The organism is Marivivens niveibacter (assembly GCF_002150005.2).
In the GTDB taxonomy this organism is placed as follows: Bacteria; Pseudomonadota; Alphaproteobacteria; order Rhodobacterales; family Rhodobacteraceae; genus Marivivens; species Marivivens niveibacter.
Genome location: NZ_MSPP01000004.1, coordinates 185,263 through 205,787, shown reverse-complemented (window position 1 = coordinate 205,787; position 20,525 = coordinate 185,263). Strand labels below are relative to the sequence as shown.

The 20,525-nt window shown below is 56.5% G+C and carries 17 protein-coding genes; 14 read left to right on the top strand and 3 right to left on the bottom strand.

From position 1 onward, the window contains the following. Nucleotide 1: 1 nt before the first annotated feature. Complete coding sequence (murD, locus tag BVC71_RS12600; protein WP_086452034.1) at nt 2-1,411, top strand: UDP-N-acetylmuramoyl-L-alanine--D-glutamate ligase; 1,410 nt, start codon at nt 2-4, stop codon at nt 1,409-1,411. Nucleotide 1,412: 1 nt separating this feature from the next. Here the strand turns inward: murD and BVC71_RS12595 are convergent, their stop codons facing one another. Continuing rightward, entirely contained in the window at nt 1,413-2,588 is a 1,176-nt protein-coding gene (locus tag BVC71_RS12595) for a BaiN/RdsA family NAD(P)/FAD-dependent oxidoreductase (RefSeq protein ID WP_086452033.1), read from the bottom strand. Between the two features lie 144 nt (nt 2,589-2,732). Between BVC71_RS12595 and ftsW the strand changes: the two genes are divergently transcribed. From ftsW to BVC71_RS12530, 13 genes are all read left to right on the top strand, one after another. Further along, on the top strand, nt 2,733-3,899 hold the full coding sequence (gene ftsW / locus BVC71_RS12590) for a putative lipid II flippase FtsW (protein WP_086452032.1): 1,167 nt from the start codon (nt 2,733-2,735) through the stop codon (nt 3,897-3,899). A gap of 2 nt (nt 3,900-3,901) precedes the next feature. Next, nucleotides 3,902-5,002, top strand: a complete 1,101-nt coding sequence (murG, locus tag BVC71_RS12585; protein WP_086452031.1) for an undecaprenyldiphospho-muramoylpentapeptide beta-N-acetylglucosaminyltransferase — start codon at nt 3,902-3,904, stop codon at nt 5,000-5,002. Continuing rightward, complete coding sequence (gene murC / locus BVC71_RS12580) at nt 4,999-6,402, top strand: UDP-N-acetylmuramate--L-alanine ligase (protein ID WP_086452030.1); 1,404 nt, start codon at nt 4,999-5,001, stop codon at nt 6,400-6,402. The genes murG and murC overlap by 4 nt, the downstream gene beginning before the upstream one ends. Before the next feature lie 3 nt (nt 6,403-6,405). Further along, on the top strand, nt 6,406-6,672 hold the full coding sequence (locus tag BVC71_RS12575; RefSeq protein ID WP_086452029.1) for a DUF2484 family protein: 267 nt from the start codon (nt 6,406-6,408) through the stop codon (nt 6,670-6,672). A gap of 9 nt (nt 6,673-6,681) precedes the next feature. Further along, nucleotides 6,682-7,623 carry a UDP-N-acetylmuramate dehydrogenase gene (murB, locus tag BVC71_RS12570; protein WP_086452028.1) on the top strand — a complete coding sequence of 314 codons (942 nt, stop codon included), beginning with the start codon at nt 6,682-6,684 and terminating at the stop codon, nt 7,621-7,623. 95 nt (nt 7,624-7,718) lie between these two features. Further along, the gene (locus tag BVC71_RS12565) at nt 7,719-8,633 is read left to right on the top strand and encodes a D-alanine--D-alanine ligase (protein ID WP_086452027.1); all 915 of its coding nucleotides are present in this window, start codon (nt 7,719-7,721) and stop codon (nt 8,631-8,633) included. Further along, the gene (locus BVC71_RS12560; protein WP_086452026.1) at nt 8,621-9,511 is read left to right on the top strand and encodes a cell division protein FtsQ/DivIB; all 891 of its coding nucleotides are present in this window, start codon (nt 8,621-8,623) and stop codon (nt 9,509-9,511) included. The genes BVC71_RS12565 and BVC71_RS12560 overlap by 13 nt, the downstream gene beginning before the upstream one ends. Further along, nucleotides 9,511-10,845 (top strand): cell division protein FtsA, encoded by a 1,335-nt coding sequence (ftsA, locus tag BVC71_RS12555; RefSeq protein ID WP_086452025.1) that lies wholly within the window; start codon nt 9,511-9,513, stop codon nt 10,843-10,845. The genes BVC71_RS12560 and ftsA overlap by 1 nt, the downstream gene beginning before the upstream one ends. A 176-nt stretch (nt 10,846-11,021) precedes the next feature. Next, on the top strand, nt 11,022-12,620 hold the full coding sequence (gene ftsZ, locus BVC71_RS12550) for a cell division protein FtsZ (protein WP_086452024.1): 1,599 nt from the start codon (nt 11,022-11,024) through the stop codon (nt 12,618-12,620). Nucleotides 12,621-12,782: 162 nt separating this feature from the next. Further along, entirely contained in the window at nt 12,783-13,700 is a 918-nt protein-coding gene (gene lpxC, locus BVC71_RS12545; protein ID WP_086452023.1) for a UDP-3-O-acyl-N-acetylglucosamine deacetylase, read from the top strand. A gap of 116 nt (nt 13,701-13,816) precedes the next feature. Next, entirely contained in the window at nt 13,817-14,671 is an 855-nt protein-coding gene (locus tag BVC71_RS12540; protein ID WP_086452022.1) for an outer membrane protein assembly factor BamD, read from the top strand. A gap of 15 nt (nt 14,672-14,686) precedes the next feature. After that, nucleotides 14,687-16,342, top strand: a complete 1,656-nt coding sequence (gene recN / locus BVC71_RS12535; RefSeq protein ID WP_086452021.1) for a DNA repair protein RecN — start codon at nt 14,687-14,689, stop codon at nt 16,340-16,342. A gap of 322 nt (nt 16,343-16,664) precedes the next feature. Beyond that, nucleotides 16,665-18,350 (top strand): chloride channel protein, encoded by a 1,686-nt coding sequence (locus BVC71_RS12530; protein ID WP_086452020.1) that lies wholly within the window; start codon nt 16,665-16,667, stop codon nt 18,348-18,350. Here the strand turns inward: BVC71_RS12530 and BVC71_RS12525 are convergent. Continuing rightward, nucleotides 18,347-18,688 (bottom strand): DUF427 domain-containing protein, encoded by a 342-nt coding sequence (locus BVC71_RS12525; RefSeq protein ID WP_086452019.1) that lies wholly within the window; start codon nt 18,686-18,688, stop codon nt 18,347-18,349. The genes BVC71_RS12530 and BVC71_RS12525 overlap by 4 nt on opposite strands. Before the next feature lie 61 nt (nt 18,689-18,749). Continuing rightward, nucleotides 18,750-20,525, bottom strand: coding sequence for an aminopeptidase P family protein (locus BVC71_RS12520; protein ID WP_086452018.1), 1,776 nt, complete (start codon nt 20,523-20,525; stop codon nt 18,750-18,752).

Here is a 20,525-nt window from a genome sequence, read left to right as displayed (position 1 = left end):
CATGATACCAGTTTCGGGATACGGCGGACAAACAGTTGCAGTTCTGGGGCTGGGCCGTTCGGGCCGCGCCACGGCCAAGGCTTTGGTCGCAGGCGGCGCGCAGGTTATCGCATGGGATGACAGCGCCACAGGCCGCGACGCGGCAGAGGCCGAAGGCATCGAAATCCGCGATCTAACCCGCAACGGCGCCTATGACGGCGTGTCGGCATTGATTGTATCGCCCGGTATTCCGCATCTGTACCCAGCGCCGAACCCTGCGGTTGCGGCGGCATGGGATGCAGGCGTTCCCGTCGACAACGACATCGGCCTGTTTTTCCAATCCTACGCGACAGACGATTGGGACGGGTTCGACATCACGCCCAAGGTCATCGCGGTCACCGGATCGAACGGGAAATCGACCACCTCGGCCCTGATCCATCACATCCTGACGACCGTGGGTCGTCCGACTCAATTGGCGGGCAACATTGGTCGCGGGGTGCTGGATATTGATCCTGCGATTGACGGCGAAGTCGTGGTGCTGGAACTATCCTCCTACCAAACCGATCTGGCGCGGTCGCTGACTCCTGACGTGGCGATCTTGACCAATTTATCGCCTGACCATTTGGACCGTCACGGCGGTTTGGGCGGCTATTTCGCAGCCAAGCGACGCCTGTTCGCCGAAGGCGGCCCAGACCGCGCCATCGTCGGCGTTGACGAAAACGAAGGCCGATATCTGGCGAACCAATTGTCCACTGCAATGTCGGATGACCGCGTGATCCGCATTTCCTCGGGCCAGAAACTGGACGGCGAAGGCTGGAACGTTTTCGCGCGCAAAGGGTTCCTAAGCGAATACCGCAAGGGCCGTCAGGTCGCGAACATTGACCTGCGCCCGATTGCTGGCCTGCCTGGTGCGCATAACCATCAGAATGCTTGCGCGGCTTATGCTGCGTGCCGGACGCTTGGCATTGCGCCGCGCGTGATTGAAAACGCGATGCAGTCCTATCCGGGCCTTGCGCACCGCAGCCAGTTAATCGCCGAACGGAACGGCGTGCGCGTAATCAACGATTCCAAGGCGACAAATGTGGACAGCGCGGCCAAGGCTCTACAAGCGTTCAGAAACATCCGCTGGATCTGCGGTGGTCTGCAGAAAGAGGGTGGATTGGATGCGATAATCCCGCATCTGGACCACGTCGCCAAAGCCTACGTCATTGGTCGCGAAGCCGAAGACTTCGCGCGTCAGCTGACAGGCGTAGATGCGGAAATCTGCACCACAATGGACCGCGCCGTAGCCATCGCCTTGGCCGAGGCGCAAGAGGGCGACACAGTCCTATTGGCTCCAGCCTGCGCAAGTTTCGACCAATACGACAATTTCGAAAAACGGGGCGATGCGTTTGTGGACGCGGTGAACGACGTGCTGGCGAATAAAGGTTAAATTAGCCGCTGATCGCCGTTCCTGCCGCATAGGCCGATGCCCACGCCCATTGGAAATTATACCCGCCTAGCCAGCCTGTTACATCGACGCATTCGCCGATGAAATACAGGCCCTTGTGGGTTTTGGATTCCATCGTTTTCGATGACAGGTAATCGGTATCGACGCCGCCCAAGGTAACCTCGGCGGTGCGGTAGCCTTCGGTGCCGGATGGTTTGACCTGCCATTGGCGCAGGGCGGTTGCCAGATCGTCGATGCGTTTGTCGGACCACTGCGCGCAAACGTCCGTTAGGGCGAAGTCCTCGGCCAGATGATTGATCAGGCGGGATGGCAGGACACTGCCCAAAACCGTGGTGACGGCCTTGCGCGGGTGATCGGTGCGGGCCTTTTTCAAATGGGCCACGATATCGATCGACGGGATCAGGTTGATCGTGATCTCTTCGCCTTTGTGCCAATAGCTGGACACCTGCAACATAGCAGGGCCGGACAGCCCGCGGTGCGTGCATAGCAGTGCATCAGCGAATTCCGGCCCATCGTTTGCGCGGGCTAGAACGGGCGCTGAAATACCCGAAACGCCCGCAAACCGCGCATCGGAAAAGGTAAAGGGAACCAGCGCGGGCCGCGTTTGTGTAACGGGAATTCCAAAATCTTCGGCGATTTTATATCCGATGCCCGTCGCGCCCATTTTCGGGATAGATTTTCCGCCCGTCGCCACGACCAGATTGTCGGACATGATGACCATGTCCTGTCCGTCGCGAGTGACGCGCGTGCGATATTGACCGTCGAACGTAACGTCGATCACGGCGGTTTTTAGCCACAATTTTGCGCCTGCCTTGTCCATTTCCGACCGCAGCATGTCGATGATTTCTTTGGCGGAATTGTCACAGAATAGCTGGCCTTGGGTCTTTTCATGCCATGCAATGCCATAGCCCGATACCAGCCCGACGAAATCCCATGGCGTGTAGCGCGCCAGCGCCGATTTGCAGAAATGGGGGTTCTGCGACAGATAGTTTTTCGCGGTGGTTTCCAGATGCGTAAAATTGCATCGACCGCCGCCCGAAATACGGATTTTGTCGCCTGCGGTTTTGGAATGATCCACCACCAGCACGTCGTCGCCCGCGTGGGCTGCACAGAACATGCCGGCAGCGCCAGCACCCAATATCAGCGTTTTAACTTTCATGATCGTCAAGTCGCGCGAATTGCTCGCCAAATCAAGCGCCGATTTCCCCGTTATTTTCCCTAGCGTTTGTAGTGCTGCGTTGCTAGAATCACCCCCAGATCCGGCAAACGGACGATTTTGAGGCAATTAGCGGTAGTTAGGTCCATGACAGAGATGGTTTATGGGTCGATCCCAGTGCAAACTGGTGATCCGATCCTTCCTCGTTGGTGGCGTACCATTGATAAATGGACGCTGACCTGTGTGATGATGTTGTTTGGTGTTGGCCTGCTTTTGGGCTTTGCCGCGTCGCCACCACTGGCCGCACGCAACAATCTCGACCCGTTCTATTATGTGATGAAACAGGCCCAATTTGGCGGTTTGGCGATGATCGTGATGTTTATCACGTCGATGATGTCGCCCAAATTGGTGCGCCGATTGGCGACATTGGGGTTCATCGCGGCGTTCATTGCGATCCTTTTGCTGCCCTTTATCGGCACCGATTTTGGCAAAGGCGCAACGCGCTGGCTGTCGCTGGGCGGTATGTCGGTGCAGCCATCTGAATTCCTGAAGCCAGGGTTTATTATCGTTGCCGCGTGGCTCATGGCTGCCTCGACCGAGGTGGCTGGCCCTCCAGGTAAACAATATTCGTTCATTCTGACGGCGGTGATCTGTCTGATCCTCGCGCTGCAGCCTGATTTCGGTCAGGCCTGCCTGATCTTGTTTGGCTGGTGCGTCATGTTCTTTGTCGCGGGTGCACCGATGCTATTGCTGGTGGGCGTGGCTGGTGCGACGGTCGTTGCGGGCAGCTTTGCCTATATGAATTCCGAACACTTTGCGCGCCGTATCGACGGGTTCCTGAACCCCGAAGTCGACCCGCGCACCCAGCTGGGTTACGCGACCAACGCCATCCGCGAAGGCGGATTGTTCGGCGTTGGCGTTGGCGAGGGTCAGGTGAAGATGAGCCTGCCTGACGCGCATACCGATTTCATCATTGCCGTTGCAGCCGAAGAGTACGGAATGATCCTCGTCCTTGCGATTGTCGCGCTGTATGCGGTGATCGTGATCCGTTCGCTGTATCGCCTGACCAAAGAACGCGATCCGTTCATCCGTCTGGCGGGCACTGGTCTGGCGTGCATGTTTGCCGTTCAGGCGATGATTAACATGGGCGTTGCGGTGCGTTTGCTGCCCGCGAAAGGCATGACTTTGCCATTTGTGTCCTACGGCGGGTCGTCCGTGATCGCATCGGGTATTGTCTGCGGCATGCTTTTGGCGTTTACCCGCAGCCGTCCGCAAGGACAGATTGGTGATATTCTGATGAGAAGGGGCCGCTAAGTATGGCACCACTATTGGTCATCGCCGCCGGAGGCACCGGCGGCCACATGTTCCCTGCCCAAGCCCTAGCCGAAGCGATGCTGGCCAAAGGCTGGCGGGTACAGCTGACCACCGATGCGCGGGGCGCACGATATGCGGGTGGTTTCCCTGATGCGGTCGAAATTATCGAACTCAAATCCGGCACCTTTGCCCGTGGCGGCGCGGCTGCGAAACTGATGGTTCCGTTCCAGATTGCGGGCGGGGTTATTTCGGCTGCGTTCCGCATGATGCGCAGCAAACCCGCCGTCGTTGTTGGATTTGGCGGGTATCCGTCGATCCCCGCGATTGCGGCGGCGACCTTGCTGGGCAAACCGCGCATGATCCACGAACAAAACGGTGTTCTGGGTCGCGTGAACCAGATTTTTGCCAAACGCGTTGATGCGATTGCGTGTGGTACATGGCCCACGACCCTGCCTGAAGGCGTCGAGGGCCAGCACACAGGTAACCCAGTGCGCAGCGCCGTTTTGGACCGCGCAGGGGCAGGGTATATCGAACCGGGTGAATACCCGATGTCGATCCTGATCATGGGCGGATCGCAAGGTGCGCGCGTTCTGTCCGATCACGTTCCTGCGGCGATCACTTCGCTGCCCGAAAATCTACGCCAATACGTGCGCGTCATCCAACAGGCCCGTCCTGAAGATATGGATCGCGTCACCGCGGCCTATGCAGAGGCAGGCATGCAGGCCGACGTCGAACCATTTATCCACGATGTTCCAGAAAAAATGGCCGAAGCGCAGTTGGTTATCAGTCGCTCTGGCGCGTCTTCGGTCGCGGATATTTCCGTGATTGGTCGCCCCGCGATTTTGGTGCCCTATGCCGCTGCGACAGCTGATCACCAGACGGCAAACGCCCGCGCATTGGTCGAATCTGGTGGCGCAATTTTGATGCCTGAAAGCCAGCTAACCACCGATAGCCTGCGCGAACAGATCGAGTTGGTTCTGTCGAACTCGCAAGGTGCATCGCAAATGGCCGTCGCGGCATTGTCATGCGGTATGCCCGACGCCACAGAAAGACTTGTCAGCCTTGTCGAAGAGCTGGCCAATAAAAAGAAAGTACAGTCATGAACGCAGCACGTACCAAACTGCCCACCGATGTGGGTGCCATCCATTTCGTCGGCATTGGCGGTATCGGTATGTCGGGCATTGCCGAGGTTCTGGTGAACTTTGGCTACACCGTTCAGGGATCTGACGCGAAAACATCGAAAATCACCGATCGTCTGGCCGCAATGGGCGTCACCATTTTCGAAGGCCAGTCGTCGCAAAACCTGAACGATGCGCAGGTTGTCGTGATTTCGTCGGCCATCAAACCGGGGAACCCCGAACTAGACGAAGCCCGCCGCCGCGGCCTGCCTATTGTGCGCCGCGCGGAAATGCTGGCCGAACTGATGCGCCTGAAATCCAATGTGGCTGTTGCGGGGACGCATGGTAAAACGACAACCACAACGATGGTGTCGGCGCTGCTGGATCACGGCCAGTTGGACCCGACCGTTGTAAACGGCGGCATCATTCACGCCTATGGATCGAACGCGCGCGTTGGTGAAGGCGAATGGATGGTGGTCGAGGCGGACGAATCCGACGGCACGTTCAATCGTCTGCCTGCGACCATCGCGATCGTCACCAACATCGACCCCGAACATATGGAACACTGGGGCAGCATCGAAAACCTGCGCCAAGGGTTCTATGATTTCGTATCGAACATCCCGTTCTACGGCGTCGCGGTCTGCTGCACCGACCACCCAGAAGTGCAGTCGCTTGTCGGTAAAATCACCGATCGCCGCGTGATCACCTATGGTTTCAACGCGCAGGCTGATGTGCGTGCTGTGAACCTGACCTACAAAAAAGGCGTGGCGCATTTCGATGTAGCGCTGCAAGCCGAAGAAGACGTGATCGAAGGCTGCACCTTGCCGATGCCGGGCGATCACAACGTATCGAACGCATTGTCGGCTGTTGCCGTTGCCCGCCATCTGGGCATGAAAAAGGATGAAATCCGCGAAGCTTTGGCAAAATTCGGCGGCGTGAACCGTCGTTTCACCAAAGTGGGCGAGGTTCTGGGCGGCGTGACCATCATCGACGATTACGGTCACCACCCTGTCGAAATCGCTGCTGTCCTAAAGGCCGCGCGCCAAGCCTCCGAAGGCCGCGTGATCGCCGTGCATCAACCGCACCGCTATAGCCGCCTGCATTCGCTGTTCGATGATTTCTGCGCGTGTTTTAACGAGGCAGACGTGGTTGCCATCGCCGAAGTTTTCGCAGCAGGCGAAGACGTTATTCCGGGCGCAACGCGCGATGATCTGGTCGCGGGTCTGATCCGCCACGGTCACCGCCATGCCCGCGCGATTATTTCCGAGGATGATCTGGAACGTCTGGTCCGCGAACAGGCCCGCCCCGGTGATATGGTCGTTTGTCTGGGCGCAGGTACGATCAGCGCTTGGGCCAATAACCTACCAAAACGGATCAAAGACTGATCAATGACGGGATCGATCTGGGCTGCACTTATCTGGTTGGTTGTCGCGAATGTTGCGGGGCTATTGCCCAGCCGCGATAACCACTGGATGCGTGCCTATGGTCTGATCGCAACGGGCGTTCCAATTCTGATCTGGCTGATTTGGGATGCGCAATATTTGGTTGCCGCAGGTTTTTTTGTTGGGGCTGTGTCTATCCTGCGCTGGCCTGTTGTGTATCTGGGTCGATGGTTGCGCGGACGCGCTGTTGGCTCTGACGCGAAGACGGATTAAACGCACGCTATGACTGTTGATTTTACCCTACCCAAAGTGCGCGGCACCCTAACGATGGATCGTCCGCTGGATAACCTGACGTGGATGCGCGTGGGCGGCCCTGCAGATGTATTGTTCCAACCGGCTGACGTCGATGATCTGGCCGATTTTTTGGCCGCATTGGACGCTTCGGTGCCTGTATTCACGATGGGCGTTGGATCCAACCTGATCGTGCGTGATGGCGGTATTCGCGGCGTGGTGATCCGTTTGGGGCGTGGTTTCAACGGCATTGAAATCGACGGCACGACCGTGCGGGCAGGGGCGGCGGCGCTGGATGCGCATGTGGCCCGCCGCGCGGCGGATCAGGGCGTGAACCTGACGTTTCTGCGTACCATTCCAGGGTCCATCGGCGGGGCGGTTCGTATGAACGCGGGCTGCTATGGTGAATATGTTGCCGATACGCTGGTCAGTGTTGACGTGATCCACCGCGATGGCCGCCGCGAAACGCTGCCTGCGGCGTCGCTGAACCTGCGCTATCGTCAATCCGATTTGCCTGATGGCGCTGTAATTATTGGTGCCGAATTTGCCGCATCGGCAGGCGATCCTGCCGAACTGGTCGCAAAGATGGACGCGCAGCTGCAAAAACGCGATGAAACCCAACCGACCAAAGACCGCACGGCCGGATCGACCTTCCGCAACCCCGCTGGGTTTTCCAGCACAGGGCAGGCCGATGATACCCACGAACTAAAGGCGTGGAAGGTCATTGATGACGCAGGGATGCGCGGCGCAACGCGGGGCGGGGCGGTGATGAACGTCAAACATTCGAACTTTTTGACCAATGCAGGCGGGGCAACTGCCGAAGATTTAGAAGGTTTGGGCGAAGACGTGCGGAAAAAGGTTTACGATTCCAGCGGGATCACGCTAGAATGGGAAATCATGCGGGTCGGTGAACTGGCTGCATCGAGCAAATAAAAATAACAGGCGGTCTAGCACCCATAAAATCGGGGCAGATCATAATAATAAAACTGACGCACTACTAAATAAGGTGCGCAATTTGAGGCTAGGGAATGTCGAGCGGGACACATCCCACAGTTGCTGTATTGATGGGCGGTCCATCTGCAGAGCGCGAGGTATCGCTATCCTCGGGGCGTGAATGCGCGAATGCGCTGCGCACCGCAGGTTTTGCTGTTGTCGAAATCGACGCAGGTGCGGATCTGGCTGCGAAATTGGCAGAGGCAAGACCCGACGTCGTGTTCAACGCGCTGCATGGCCGTTGGGGCGAAGACGGCTGTGTTCAGGGTCTGCTGGAATGGCACTGCCTGCCTTATACTCATTCAGGTGTCCTAGCTTCGGCGCTGGCTATGGACAAAGAAAAGACCAAAGAGGCGTATCGCGCCGCTGGTCTGCCTGTCGCTTCTTCGGTTCTAGCAACAAAATCCGAAGTCGCTAAGCGCCACATTTTACCCCCGCCCTACGTTGTGAAACCGTACAACGAAGGGTCATCCGTTGGCGTCTATCTGGTGCACGAGTCCGCGAATTCGCCGCCACATTTGTCTGATGATATGCCAGACACAGTGATGGTCGAAACCTTTGTGCCGGGCCGGGAACTGACCTGCGCCGTGATGGGTGACCGCGCGCTGGCAGTGACGGATATTCTGACTGACGGCTGGTACGACTACGACGCCAAGTACAAAACTGGCGGATCGCGCCATGTGATCCCCGCCGAATTGCCCCAAGACATTTATGATGCCTGCATGGAATATGCCCTGCGTGCGCATCAGGCGCTGGGGTGCCGCGGTATGTCGCGCACCGATTTCCGCTGGGACGAAAGCCGCGGTTTGGATGGTTTGATCCTGCTGGAAACAAACACCCAGCCAGGCATGACGCCAACGTCGTTGGCCCCTGAGCAGGCCGCATTTGCGGGCATCGATTTCCCGGCGCTTTGCGCATGGTTGGTGGAGGATGCCTCATGCGGTCGGTAATTCGGTTTATCCTGCGAGGCATGGGCCGCGATCATTGGATCGAAAAATGGGACTACCGTTACGAACGCTGGATGCTGACGCCGCTGTATCGGACCCTGATCCGCAAAGGTATCCCGCTCGCGATCGGCGCAACGGCTGTCGCAATCGTTTTTTCCGACGATGCGCGTCGCCAATCGGTTGCTGATCTTTACGCAAATACCAAACGCGAATTCCAACAGCGCCCTGAATTTATGTTATCGGCGATGGCCGTTGATGGTGTTTCGGCGGAACTCGCGGCCGAAGTGCGTGCCGTTCTGCCCTATGATTTCCCGCTGTCATCCTTTGATGTCGATCTAGAGGATGGCCGAGCACGCGTCGAAGCGATCCCAGCTGTTCAAGATGCCACGCTGCGGATCAAACCTGGAGGTGTGATTGAGGTATCAATCGTTGCGCGCAATCCCGTCGCTGTGTGGCGTCAAAATGAAAACCTGTTCCTGATCGACGGGGACGGGATGGTCATTGACGAAGTCGCCAGCAGGGCGGACCGCCCCGATCTACCGCTGATAGCGGGTGATGGTGCCAAAGACGCGCTGGACGAAGCGATGGAAATTTTCGCGGCGGCTGGTCCGCTGACGACCCGTATGCGAGGGCTTGTCCGTATGGGGGAACGCCGTTGGGATGTGATTATGGATCATGACCAACGGATTTTGCTGCCGACCGACAACGCGGTCACGGCATTTGAAAGAGTAATCGTTATGCAGCAATCGCAGGATTTGTTGCAGCGTGATGTAGCAGTTGTAGACATGCGAAATGACGACCGGCCGACATTGCGGCTGGGCGAAACCGGTGCAGCCGAAATGCGCCGGATCAACGCTGTCGTAGCAGGGGCAGGTAGGTAATGAAGCAGTTGTACGAAACTCAACGCGCCATGCGGAATATGCGCAAAGCAGCGCTTCAGCGTGGTTTGATCGCGATCTTGGACATCGGAACGCACAAGGTGACGTGTCTGGTGTTGCGGTTCGATGGCCCCGAACGGTTCCGTGGAGCTGACGGTGTTGGGTCGCTGGCTGGCCAATCGTCTTTCCGTGTCATCGGCGCAGCGACAACCCAATCGCGCGGCGTGCGTTTCGGCGAAGTCGATGCAATGCAAGAAACCGAACGCTCGGTCCGCACGGCTGTTCAGGCGGCACAGAAAATGGCGGGCGAACGTGTGGATCATGTGATTGCTTGTTTGTCTGGCGCGCGCCCACGGTCCTACGGCGTCGCGGGCGAAGTTGCGATCAATGGCGATACCGTGACGGATGCGGACATCGGCCGCGTTCTGGCGGCCTGCGATGTACCTGACATCGGCGAAGGCCGCGAGGCACTGCACGCACAGCCCATCAATTTCAATCTGGACCACCGCACCGGCATGACCGATCCGCGTGGCCACGCGGGCAATAGTTTATCGACCGATTTGCACCTGCTGACGGTCGAACAATCGGCGCTACAAAACCTGTTCCACTGCATCCGCCGTTGCGATCTGGAACTGGCTGGTATCGCGTCCTCTGCCTATGCGTCGGGTATTTCGTCGCTGGTCGAAGATGAACAGGAGCTGGGCGCGGCCTGTATCGATATGGGCGCTGGTTCGACGGGCGTGTCGATTTTCATGAAAAAGCACATGATCTTTGCCGATAGCGTTCGTATGGGCGGGCAGCATGTGACATCAGACATTTCGATGGGGCTGCAAATTCCGCAGACCTTGGCCGAACGGATCAAAACTGTGCATGGCGGCGTTGTCGCAACGGGCAAAGACGACCGCGAGATGATCGAAATCGGCGGCAACACCGGCGATTGGGAACATGACCGCCGCACCGTTACCCGCGCCGAACTGATCGGCATCATGCGACCACGCGTCGAAGAGATCCTAGAGGACGTGCGCGAACGTTTGGATGGCGCAGGTTTCGAATACCTACCGAACCAACAAATCGTATTGACGGGTGGCGCATCGCTGATCCCAGGGCTAGACGGTCTGGCATCGCGCATTTTGGGTCAACAGGTGCGTCTGGGTCGCCCGATGCGCGTTCAGGGTCTGCCGCAGGCCGCAACGGGCGCTGCTTTCGCTGCCGCCGTGGGCCTGTCGCTGTTCGCAGCGAACCCGCAAGACGAATGGTGGGATTTCGAAGTTCCAATGGACAGCTACCCGTCCAGATCGCTGCGACGCGCGTTCAAGTGGTTTAAAGACAACTGGTAATACGCAAGATTTCGCCGATCACCCCACATCCAGCGATCTAGGCCCGCAAATCGTCGATATTTTGCGGGTTTTTGACGTTTTTCTGATGACGTTGCCTTTATGGCACGTTACTGTGGGGGGTAATTAGTGAAGAGTGCCCGATGGGACGGGCCCCATAACATACAGGCGGACAGAGTATGGCATTGAATCTCTCCATGCCCGGGAATGAAGAGTTAAAACCCCGGATCACCGTTTTCGGTGTAGGCGGCGCTGGCGGCAATGCCGTCAACAACATGATTGAACAGCAGCTAGAAGGCGTTGATTTCGTTGTCGCGAACACCGACGCTCAAGCTCTGCAGCAGTCGCAAGCCACATCGAAAATTCAGATGGGCATCAAAGTTACCGAAGGTTTGGGCGCAGGCGCGCGTCCATCCGTTGGTTCGGCGGCAGCTGAAGAAAGCATCGAACAGATCGTCGATCATCTGGCGGGCGCACACATGTGCTTCATCACCGCTGGTATGGGCGGTGGCACCGGTACCGGTGCGGCTCCGATCATCGCGCAGGCAGCGCGTGAATTGGGCGTTCTGACCGTTGGTGTTGTGACCAAGCCGTTCCAGTTTGAAGGCGGCAAGCGCATGAAGCAAGCCGAAGCAGGTGTCGAAGCCCTGCAAAAGGTTGTTGATACGCTGATCATCATTCCAAACCAGAACCTGTTCCGTCTGGCGACCGAAAAAACCACCTTTACTGAAGCTTTCGCAATGGCGGATGACGTTCTGTACCAAGGTGTTAAAGGCGTGACCGACCTGATGGTTCGCCCTGGTCTGATCAACCTAGACTTTGCTGACGTTCGTTCCGTCATGGACGAGATGGGCAAAGCGATGATGGGTACAGGCGAAGCAGCTGGCGAAGATCGCGCAGTCGAGGCCGCCGAACAGGCCATCGCTAACCCACTGCTGGACGAAATCAGCCTAGAGGGTGCACGCGGCGTTCTGATCAACATCACCGGTGGTTACGATCTGACCTTGTTCGAACTGGACGAAGCAGCGAACAAAATCCGCGAAAAAGTCGACCCAGACGCAAACATCATCGTTGGTTCCACGCTGGATCCGAACATGGAAGGCAACATGCGTGTGTCGGTTGTTGCAACTGGTATTGATGCGTCCGTTGGCGTTGCGGATACCCCGCTGCCACGCCGTTCGATGTCTGCACCATTAACCAACACTGTATCTGCAGAAGTACCAGCACCTGCTGCAGAGCCAGCACCAGCGCCGGCTCCAGCCGCAGTTGCTGCGACACCTGTCGCTGCGCCTGCTCCAGCTCCGCAAGAACGCACATTGTTCGACGACCAGTTCCAAGCGCCAGAAGCTGTGGAAGAGGAATTCGACGCATTCGAAGAAACTTCGGATGATCTGCCTCCGCCTGCGTATACACCGCGCCCAGAGCCAACAATGGCTCCTGCTGAATCGTTCGTTGCTCCGCGCGCACCAGCGCCAGGCACACCAAGCCAAGAGGCACTGGCACGTCTGCAAGCGGCTGTAAACAAAACACCATCCGCGCCTGCACAGCCTACTGCTCCAGCGGCGACCCGCCCAGCAGCAGAGCCTGAACAACGCCGCGGTTTCGGCCTGAATTCGCTGATCGGTCGTATGACCGGTGGCGCACAAGAGGCCGAACAGCCAGCGCCGCGCACCCAAGCGCAGCCACAGGTTCAGCCATCGCAAGAAGAGTCGCATCAGACTGACCCGGAGCAGGAAAAGATCGAGATTCCCGCGTTCCTGCGTCGTCAAGCGAACTAACTTTGCTGATAAATTAAACAAAAGGCCGTCCGTTTGGGCGGCCTTTTTGCTTTGTATACAGCGTTTTAAAGGATGTGTTTCGAATGTTTCAGTCCGTTGCAAAGAGTGAGTTGAGGGTTTCGTTCCAAGATTTTACTTAATCTGTAACGAAAGGTGACGTACGTGCAGACAACTCTGAACACTCAAATTGCGTTTGATGGTGTGGGGCTTCATTCTGGCCGACCCGCCCGTTTGGTGCTGCGTCCTGCGAGTGCGGGAACGGGTATTGTGTTCCGCCGCGTTGATCTGTCCGGCGACACTACCATCCCTGCGATCTGGTCAAACGTCATTCAGGAACCACTGAACACACGTCTTGAAAACGGCGCTGGCGTTAGTGTTTCAACGATCGAACATGTTATGGCGGCATTGGCCGGTACTGGGGTTCACAATGTAATTTGTGATATCGACGGCCCAGAGGTTCCCATTCTGGACGGCAGTTCGGTTGAATTTGTACGCAAGATTGTGACGACAGGTTTGCGCCGCCTAGGCGCACCACTGCGTGCCATTGAAGTTCGCGAAACGGTCGAGGTATCGCACGGCGACGCCTTTGCGCGGTTGTCTCCTGCAACATCTTTGCAGATCGATTTTGAAATTGATTTCCCAGATGCCGCTATTGGTCATCAGGAAAAAACGCTGAACATGGCGAATGGCGCGTTTGTTCGCGAACTGTGCGATAGCCGTACGTTCTGTCGCAATTCGGATGTTGATGCGATGCACAAGGCTGGTTTGGCTTTGGGCGGAACATATGAAAACGCCGTTGTCGTTGATGGGGACCGCGTTTTATCACCAGGTGGTTTGCGCCACAGCGACGAAGCCGTGCGTCATAAAATGCTAGACGCATTGGGCGATTTGTATACCGCTGGGGCACCCATTTTAGGGCGCTATACAGGGCATCGCGCAGGGCATGCGCTGACCAACAAATTGCTGTGCGCGCTGTTTGATACGCCAACCGCATGGCGATGGGTCAACTGTGATGCATCCATCGCAGCGCGTTTGCCAGGCGTGGGCGTGAATATTGCCGATCTGTCGGTTGTTGCCTGAACTGTGACCACGTCACCTCCAAAAGGCATTTTGCACCGCATTTTTCTATGCTAGACCATGTGCGAAGGACGGGTTCAACACCGTTCCAATGTCGAGCAATAACGTCGAGGATCGTCATGGCACAGCTGAAAACGGGCCCATTGAAGCGGACCATTTTTGGATTGGCGGTTCTGTCAGTGACAGCGATTGCTGGATGTTCGGGCTATGATCCGCGCGCCGAAGGTGCGCTGGAAACCTATACAGCCGAAGAAATCTTTCAGCGCGGTGAATTCGAACTAGACCGCAATCAGGCGGATGACGCGGCGTTTTATTTCGGTGAAATTGAACGGCTATATCCCTACTCTGAATGGGCAAAACGTGCGCTGATCATGCAGGCCTATTCATACCACAAAGACAAAGATTACGAAAACAGCCGTGCGGCTGCACAACGGTATCTGGATGTTTATCCTGCGTCCGATGATGCGGCCTATGCCCAATATCTGTTGGCGTTGTCGTACTACGATCAAATTGATGAAATCGGCCGCGATCAGGGTTTGACGTTCCAAGCATTGCAGGCGCTACGCGCAGTAATCGAGCTCTATCCAGACAGTGACTACGCACAGTCGTCCATCCTGAAATTCGATTTGGCGTTTGACCATTTGGCCGCCAAGGAAATGGAAATCGGTCGGTATTATCTGAAACGTGGTCACTATCAGGCTGCGATTAACCGTTTCCGTGTCGTGGTCGAAGCGTTCCAAACGACCAGCCACACACCAGAAGCGTTGCACCGTTTGGTCGAAAGCTATCTGTCACTAGGTCTTATCGACGAAGCGCAAACCGCAGGCGCGATTTTGGGGCATAACTATCAATCGACCGATTGGTACGCAGATACTTACGCCTTGTTGACTGAAAATGGACTGCAACCGAACCTCATCGGCGATAGCTGGCTGGCTGCCGTGTATCGTCAGATGATCCGTGGTGAATGGCTATAATCCGATAGGCGACCCATGCTGCGCGGACTAGATATTCGTGATATGTTGATCATCGACCGGTTGGAGCTCGAGTTCCAACCCGGATTGAATGTGCTGACCGGTGAAACCGGTGCGGGTAAATCGATCCTGCTGGATTCGCTTGGGTTCGTTTTGGGCTGGCGCGGCCGTGCCGATCTGGTGCGTCAGGGCGCCGCCCAAGGCGAAGTCATCGCAGAATTCGACATAGGCCCCAATCACCCCGCAAACGCGATTTTGGCTGAGGCTGGGATAGAAGCAGACGATGAATTGATTCTGCGGCGGGTGAATACCGCAGAAGGCCGCAAAACAGCCTGGGTAAATGATCGCCGCGTATCGGGCGAAGTGTTGCGCAAATTGTCCGAGGTGTTGATCGAATTGCACGGACAGCACGATGATCGTGGGCTGTTAAATCCGCGCGGTCACCGCGTGTTGTTGGATAGTTTTGCCAAAGTCGACACCCTATTGTCGGCAACGCGTTCAGCATGGCGGGGCGTTGCTGCTGCCCGCAAGGCGTTAGAGGCAGCCGAAGCCAAGATCGCTGAAACCCGCGCCGAAGAAGAATTCTTGCGCCATGCTGTGGGCGAGTTGGATAAACTTGACCCACTACCGGGTGAAGAGGCCGAGTTGGATACAAAACGCCGCCTCATGCAAGGCGCCGAAAAGATCCGCAATGACGTTGCGCAGGCTCTGAATGCATTGGGTTATGACGGGGCAGAGGGCGCTATGTCCAATGCCATGCGCTGGCTCGATGGTGCTGCTGACAAAGCCGAAGGTCGTCTTGATAATCCACTTGCGGCATTGGCCCGTGCTATGGATGAATTGGGTAACGCCCAACGCGGTGTCGAAGACTGTCTTGATGCTTTGGAATTCAATCCGGCCGATCTGGAAATGACCGAAGAACGGCTCTTCGCTATTCGTGGTCTTGCCCGTAAATATAATGTTCAGCCGGATGATCTGGCCGAACATGCAAATGGTTTGCGGGCAAAACTTGATCTGCTTGATGGTGGGGAACGCGACCTTGCGGATTTGAAAACCGCGATGGAGGCCGCTCAGGCGTCTTATGATGCCGCAGCAACTGAATTGACTGCTGCACGCACTGCGGCAGCGGCGCGTCTGGATGCTGCTATGGCCACAGAACTGGCGCCCCTGAAAATGGAACGGGCTGTGTTCGTGACGACTGTCACGGCGACCGAGGAGGGGCCAGAGGGCCGCGACGAGGTCGCCTTTACCGTTGCAACAAACCCGGGCGCGCCAGCAGGACCGCTGAATAAAATTGCGTCTGGCGGCGAACTAAGCCGTTTTCTATTGGCGCTAAAGGTTTGCCTAACCGACGAAGACAGCAGCGTTACGATGATCTTCGATGAAATCGACCGCGGCGTTGGCGGATCTACGGCTGATGCAGTTGGTCGCCGTTTGGCCAGCATTGCCAAAGGTGGACAGGTACTGGTCGTCACGCATTCGCCGCAAGTTGCAGCCTTGGGTCAGCATCATTGGCGCGTTGAAAAACGGCAGACGGAAACCCAAACTTTGTCGACCGTTGTTCCATTGGGTGATGATGCGCGCGTGGATGAAATCGCGCGGATGATTTCGGGTGATCGGATCACATCCGAGGCACGCGCCGCTGCAAATGCGCTCATCTCCGCAGCATCCTAACGGTTCAAAGAAAATAGGCGGGCACAAGGCCCGCCTGATATTTCTGAAAAAATGAACCAACAGCCACTCACGCTTGTCAGAACGAAGTATTCATTTTGGACCCGAAGGTCAGGAGGAATAGTTCTCTTCAATACCCCCTCACGATAGCATCCACATGTAACGGTTTGTTAAAGTTATGGCCTATTTTCGCGGTGGAATAGAAATATACGGATCAATTTGATTAATTTCTGTGCGAATTGCCGTTTAAAGATGAGGCATTTGTCGGTTTGGTCATGATCTTCGCCATGTGAATCGGTTAACTAACGCGCAAAAGGGCAGGGATATGGCGCAAAACAGCAATCGATTCTGGGGTGACGTTTGGTCTGTATCCGTCAATGACGCTCGGCGTGCGTGGAGTGGATTGCGCCATGGTGGTCCAACAGCGGCCAAATTATGGATTGTAGCCCTGTGCATCGGGATTGCTGGCGGTTTGATTGCCGTCGGGTTTCGGGTTGGTATCGAGTCTCTGCAATCGTTTTTGTACCAAACCGACCATATTCAAACACTGCATCGGTCAGCGGCCAGCTTGTCATGGTTTTGGGTTATTTTAATCCCAATCGTAGGCGGACTGATCGTGGGATTGGTTCTGGATCGATTTACGCCTGACGGTCGGGTGCGCGCCGTTGCGGACGTTATTCAGGGCGCTGCCCTGAACGACGGCCGCGTTGAACGCAAAGAGGGGCTCGCCTCGGCAGTGGCAAGCTTTGTAACCTTGGCCATGGGCGGATCATCGGGCCGCGAAGGTCCGGTCGTGCACCTTGCCGCAGTTATGTCGACAACGGCGGCCAAATGGCTCAATGCAGATGGAATTACGGGCCGCGATTTATTGGGCTGTGCTGTCGCTGCGGGCGTATCGGCGAGCTTTAACGTGCCCATCGCTGGTGCGTTATTCGCGCTAGAGGTCGTTCTGCGCCATTTCGCAGTTCGGGCCTTTGCACCGATTGTGGTGGCGTCTGTCGCGGGTACGGTTGTGAGCCGCATAATTCTAGGCGATGTGACCGAATATACATTGCCAACCACGACGGCGCTGGAATTCTATATCGAACTGCCTGCTTTTCTTTTGCTGGGCCTTTTGTCCGGTATTGTCGGTTTCGCCCTCATTCGCAGCATTTTCTTTGCCGAAGCAGTCGGATCTGAACTGCAAAGGAAACTTGGTTTCCCGCGGTATCTGCGCCCTGCGATTGCTGGCGCGCTACTGGGTGTTATTGCGCTGAAATTTCCGCATATTATCGGGGTCGGCTACGGTATCACTGCTGATGCGTTGGCGGGGCAATTGATTTTCTGGCAAGCTGTGACCTTTACCGTGGTCAAGGTGATCGCCGTGGCTGTCACTTTTGGCGGGCGCATGGGCGGGGGAATCTTTTCGCCCTCTTTGGTTGTTGGCGCACTATCTGGATTGGCCTTTGGTTTGGTGGCGACCGCATTATTTCCAGACATGTCAGGTAGCGCGACGCTCTATGCGTTGGCGGGTATGGGCGCTGTTGCGGCGGCCGTGCTGGGCGCACCAATTTCCACTGCGGTGATTGTGTTTGAATTTACGGGTGATTGGCAGACAGGTTTGGCGGTTTTGGTGGCTGTTGCGGCATCGACTGCGCTGACATCGCGATTAGTGTCACGGTCGTTTTTCCTGACGCAGCTCAACCGTCGCGGGGTCGCGATTGCAGCGGGTCCACAGGCCTATCTGTTGTCTACCTTTGCGATTGCCACGGTGATGCGGTCAAACGATCATCCGCGCGCCGCAAATATCGATGCCTGTCAGGAACTGGTGCAACAGGGCGTTTATGTTGACATTGATGCCACGCTGGATACGGCCATGCCGCTTTTTGAAACAGCGGGGCAAAGCTTTGTTCCCGTTGTCAAAATGCAAAAAGACGCCCAACCAGATGTGCAGGGCGCCTTATTTCATGTGGATGCGTTGCGTGCGTTTAACCGTGCCCTGTCGGCAGTCACGGCCGAAGAACACGCTTAGACTTGTTCGACAGCAACTTTGCTGGTGTAGAACGCCAGATAGTCTTTGATCTGCGCGACATTTTCAGACGGCGTTTCATAGGTCCATGCAGCATCTTTGATCGGCCCAGATTTGGCAACGATGTTGAAATATTTGGCATCGCCTTTGTATGGGCAGTGGCTGGTCGCGTCCGATGCGTCCAGAAATGCCATAGCAATATCGCTACGCGGGAAATAGATAACAGGCGCCATGTCGCCTTCGATCAATTCTAGCGCGTCCGAGCTTTCCCCCAACACTGCGCCACCGGCGCGCACGACCCAGGTTCCGCCAGCTGGACGGATGGTGATGTGATCGGCCATGTCGGCTCCTCCTATAAAAACTTTTGCCGCCACAATAGCGGCGACATATGACAATCAGGCGTCAAAGCGGCTCACAGGCTGCCTCTAGCCAGACTTTGACGGCAGGTGACAGGTTTGGTCCAACCTTGTCCAGTACCGTCGCGTGATAACTGTTAATCCACGTCAATTCGTCGCGGGACAACATGGCGGTGTTAATCAACCGCCGATCGAAAGGAACCCAAGTCAGCGTTTCAAAACACAGCTGACTGCGGTGTGCATCGCCCGTGTCTAGCTGCGACGCTGGGTGCACGGCGATCAGGTTCTCGATGCGTATACCAAAGGCGCCAGCGCGATAATAGCCCGGTTCGTTAGAAAGGATCATTCCTTCGGTCAACGGGGTCTCTGCTCGGCGAGACAGGCCTTGGGGGCCTTCGTGAACGCAGAGGAACGATCCTACGCCGTGTCCGGTTCCGTGATCGTAATCCAGCCCTGCCATCCAAAGCGGCGCTCGCGCTAGTGCATCCAAGTGATTGCCGCCAACGCCGTGCGGAAAACGGGCGCGACTGACCGCTATCATGCCCTGTAGGACACGGGTGTAACAATCGCGTTCGTCATCGCCCACAGTGCCAATGGCGACCGTGCGCGTGATATCTGTTGTTCCATCGATATACTGACCGCCGCTGTCCACAACGATCAGATCTCCGTCTTGCAGTTGGCGGTTTGTATCATGGGTCACGCGGTAGTGGATCACGGCACCATTCGGGCCCGATCCGGCGATAGTATCAAAGGAAATGTCGCGCAGCGCGTTGGTATCGCGGCGGAATGATTCCAGTTTGCTGACCACATCGATTTCCGTGATGCCCGAGGCACCGTCTAACCAATGCAGGAACTGGCACATCGCAACAGCATCGCGCAAATGTGCGTCCCGCGCGCCTTGCAATTCAGCAGCGTTTTTACGGGCCTTTGGCAGAACGCATGGATCGCTGCCAAACTGCGCAATATCACCCAAGCTACTGCGGACAATGTCGGGGCAAGTCGCTGGATCGATCAATACTGGGCCGTCCAGATCAGCGAGCGATGCAATAAATCCGTTTTGCGGCAGGACGGCGATGTCTGGCCCCAAATGGTCCACTATTTCCGCTGTTTTGGCTGGGTCACAGAATAGGTGACATGTACCGTCTGCGAATAGCAGGGCAAAGCTTTGTGGGACGGGATTATGGTGAATGTCTGCGCCACGAATGTTCAACAGCCATGCGATTGAATCAGGCTGCGTCAGCACGGCTGCTCGAATATTTGAATCCCGCAACTCTGCGGCGATGCGCGTGCGTTTGGATGCGTGATCTTCGCCAGCATATTCCAGTGGTTGGGCAAAAAACGCCGCAATAGGTGCATCTGGGCGATCTGTCCAAATGGCATCAACCAAATTCGGCACGTATTTCAACGTCACATTCTTTGCGGTTTGGCGCAGGGCGTCGACATCACGAACGGTGTGCAGCCAAGGGTCTATGCCGATCACCGCAGACGGCGCATGTTCGTTCAGCCAACCTGCCAGTGTGATCTCTGGCCAGTCGACGGGCGTGAACACATCGGCAACCTGATCGCGGACCTGCAAACGATAGCGGCCATCCACGAACACGCCGGCAATATCAGGCAGGATCGCAGCGAAACCTGCAGACCCTGTAAATCCGGTCAGCCACGCCAAACGTTCATCGCAGGGGGCAACATATTCGCCCATATATTTATCACTGCGCGGGACCAGAAACCCGTCTATGTCATGATCTACGATTTGTGCACGCAGCGCCGCCAAACGCGATGGACCTTGGTCGCCAGAAAACGGCACATCAAATGTTTGAAACAC

Bases quoted from the DNA above. Each gene is read 5' to 3' on its own strand.
- murD (WP_086452034.1), top strand. From the start codon at position 2: ATGATACCAGTTTCGGGATACGGCGGACAAACAGTTGCAGTTCTGGGG.
- BVC71_RS12595 (WP_086452033.1), bottom strand. From the start codon at position 2,588: ATGAAAGTTAAAACGCTGATATTGGGTGCTGGCGCTGCCGGCATGTTC.
- ftsW (WP_086452032.1), top strand. From the start codon at position 2,733: ATGACAGAGATGGTTTATGGGTCGATCCCAGTGCAAACTGGTGATCCG.
- murG (WP_086452031.1), top strand. From the start codon at position 3,902: ATGGCACCACTATTGGTCATCGCCGCCGGAGGCACCGGCGGCCACATG.
- murC (WP_086452030.1), top strand. From the start codon at position 4,999: ATGAACGCAGCACGTACCAAACTGCCCACCGATGTGGGTGCCATCCAT.
- BVC71_RS12575 (WP_086452029.1), top strand. From the start codon at position 6,406: ATGACGGGATCGATCTGGGCTGCACTTATCTGGTTGGTTGTCGCGAAT.
- murB (WP_086452028.1), top strand. From the start codon at position 6,682: ATGACTGTTGATTTTACCCTACCCAAAGTGCGCGGCACCCTAACGATG.
- BVC71_RS12565 (WP_086452027.1), top strand. From the start codon at position 7,719: ATGTCGAGCGGGACACATCCCACAGTTGCTGTATTGATGGGCGGTCCA.
- BVC71_RS12560 (WP_086452026.1), top strand. From the start codon at position 8,621: ATGCGGTCGGTAATTCGGTTTATCCTGCGAGGCATGGGCCGCGATCAT.
- ftsA (WP_086452025.1), top strand. From the start codon at position 9,511: ATGAAGCAGTTGTACGAAACTCAACGCGCCATGCGGAATATGCGCAAA.
- ftsZ (WP_086452024.1), top strand. From the start codon at position 11,022: ATGGCATTGAATCTCTCCATGCCCGGGAATGAAGAGTTAAAACCCCGG.
- BVC71_RS12540 (WP_086452022.1), top strand. From the start codon at position 13,817: ATGGCACAGCTGAAAACGGGCCCATTGAAGCGGACCATTTTTGGATTG.
- recN (WP_086452021.1), top strand. From the start codon at position 14,687: ATGCTGCGCGGACTAGATATTCGTGATATGTTGATCATCGACCGGTTG.
- BVC71_RS12530 (WP_086452020.1), top strand. From the start codon at position 16,665: ATGGCGCAAAACAGCAATCGATTCTGGGGTGACGTTTGGTCTGTATCC.
- BVC71_RS12525 (WP_086452019.1), bottom strand. From the start codon at position 18,688: ATGGCCGATCACATCACCATCCGTCCAGCTGGCGGAACCTGGGTCGTG.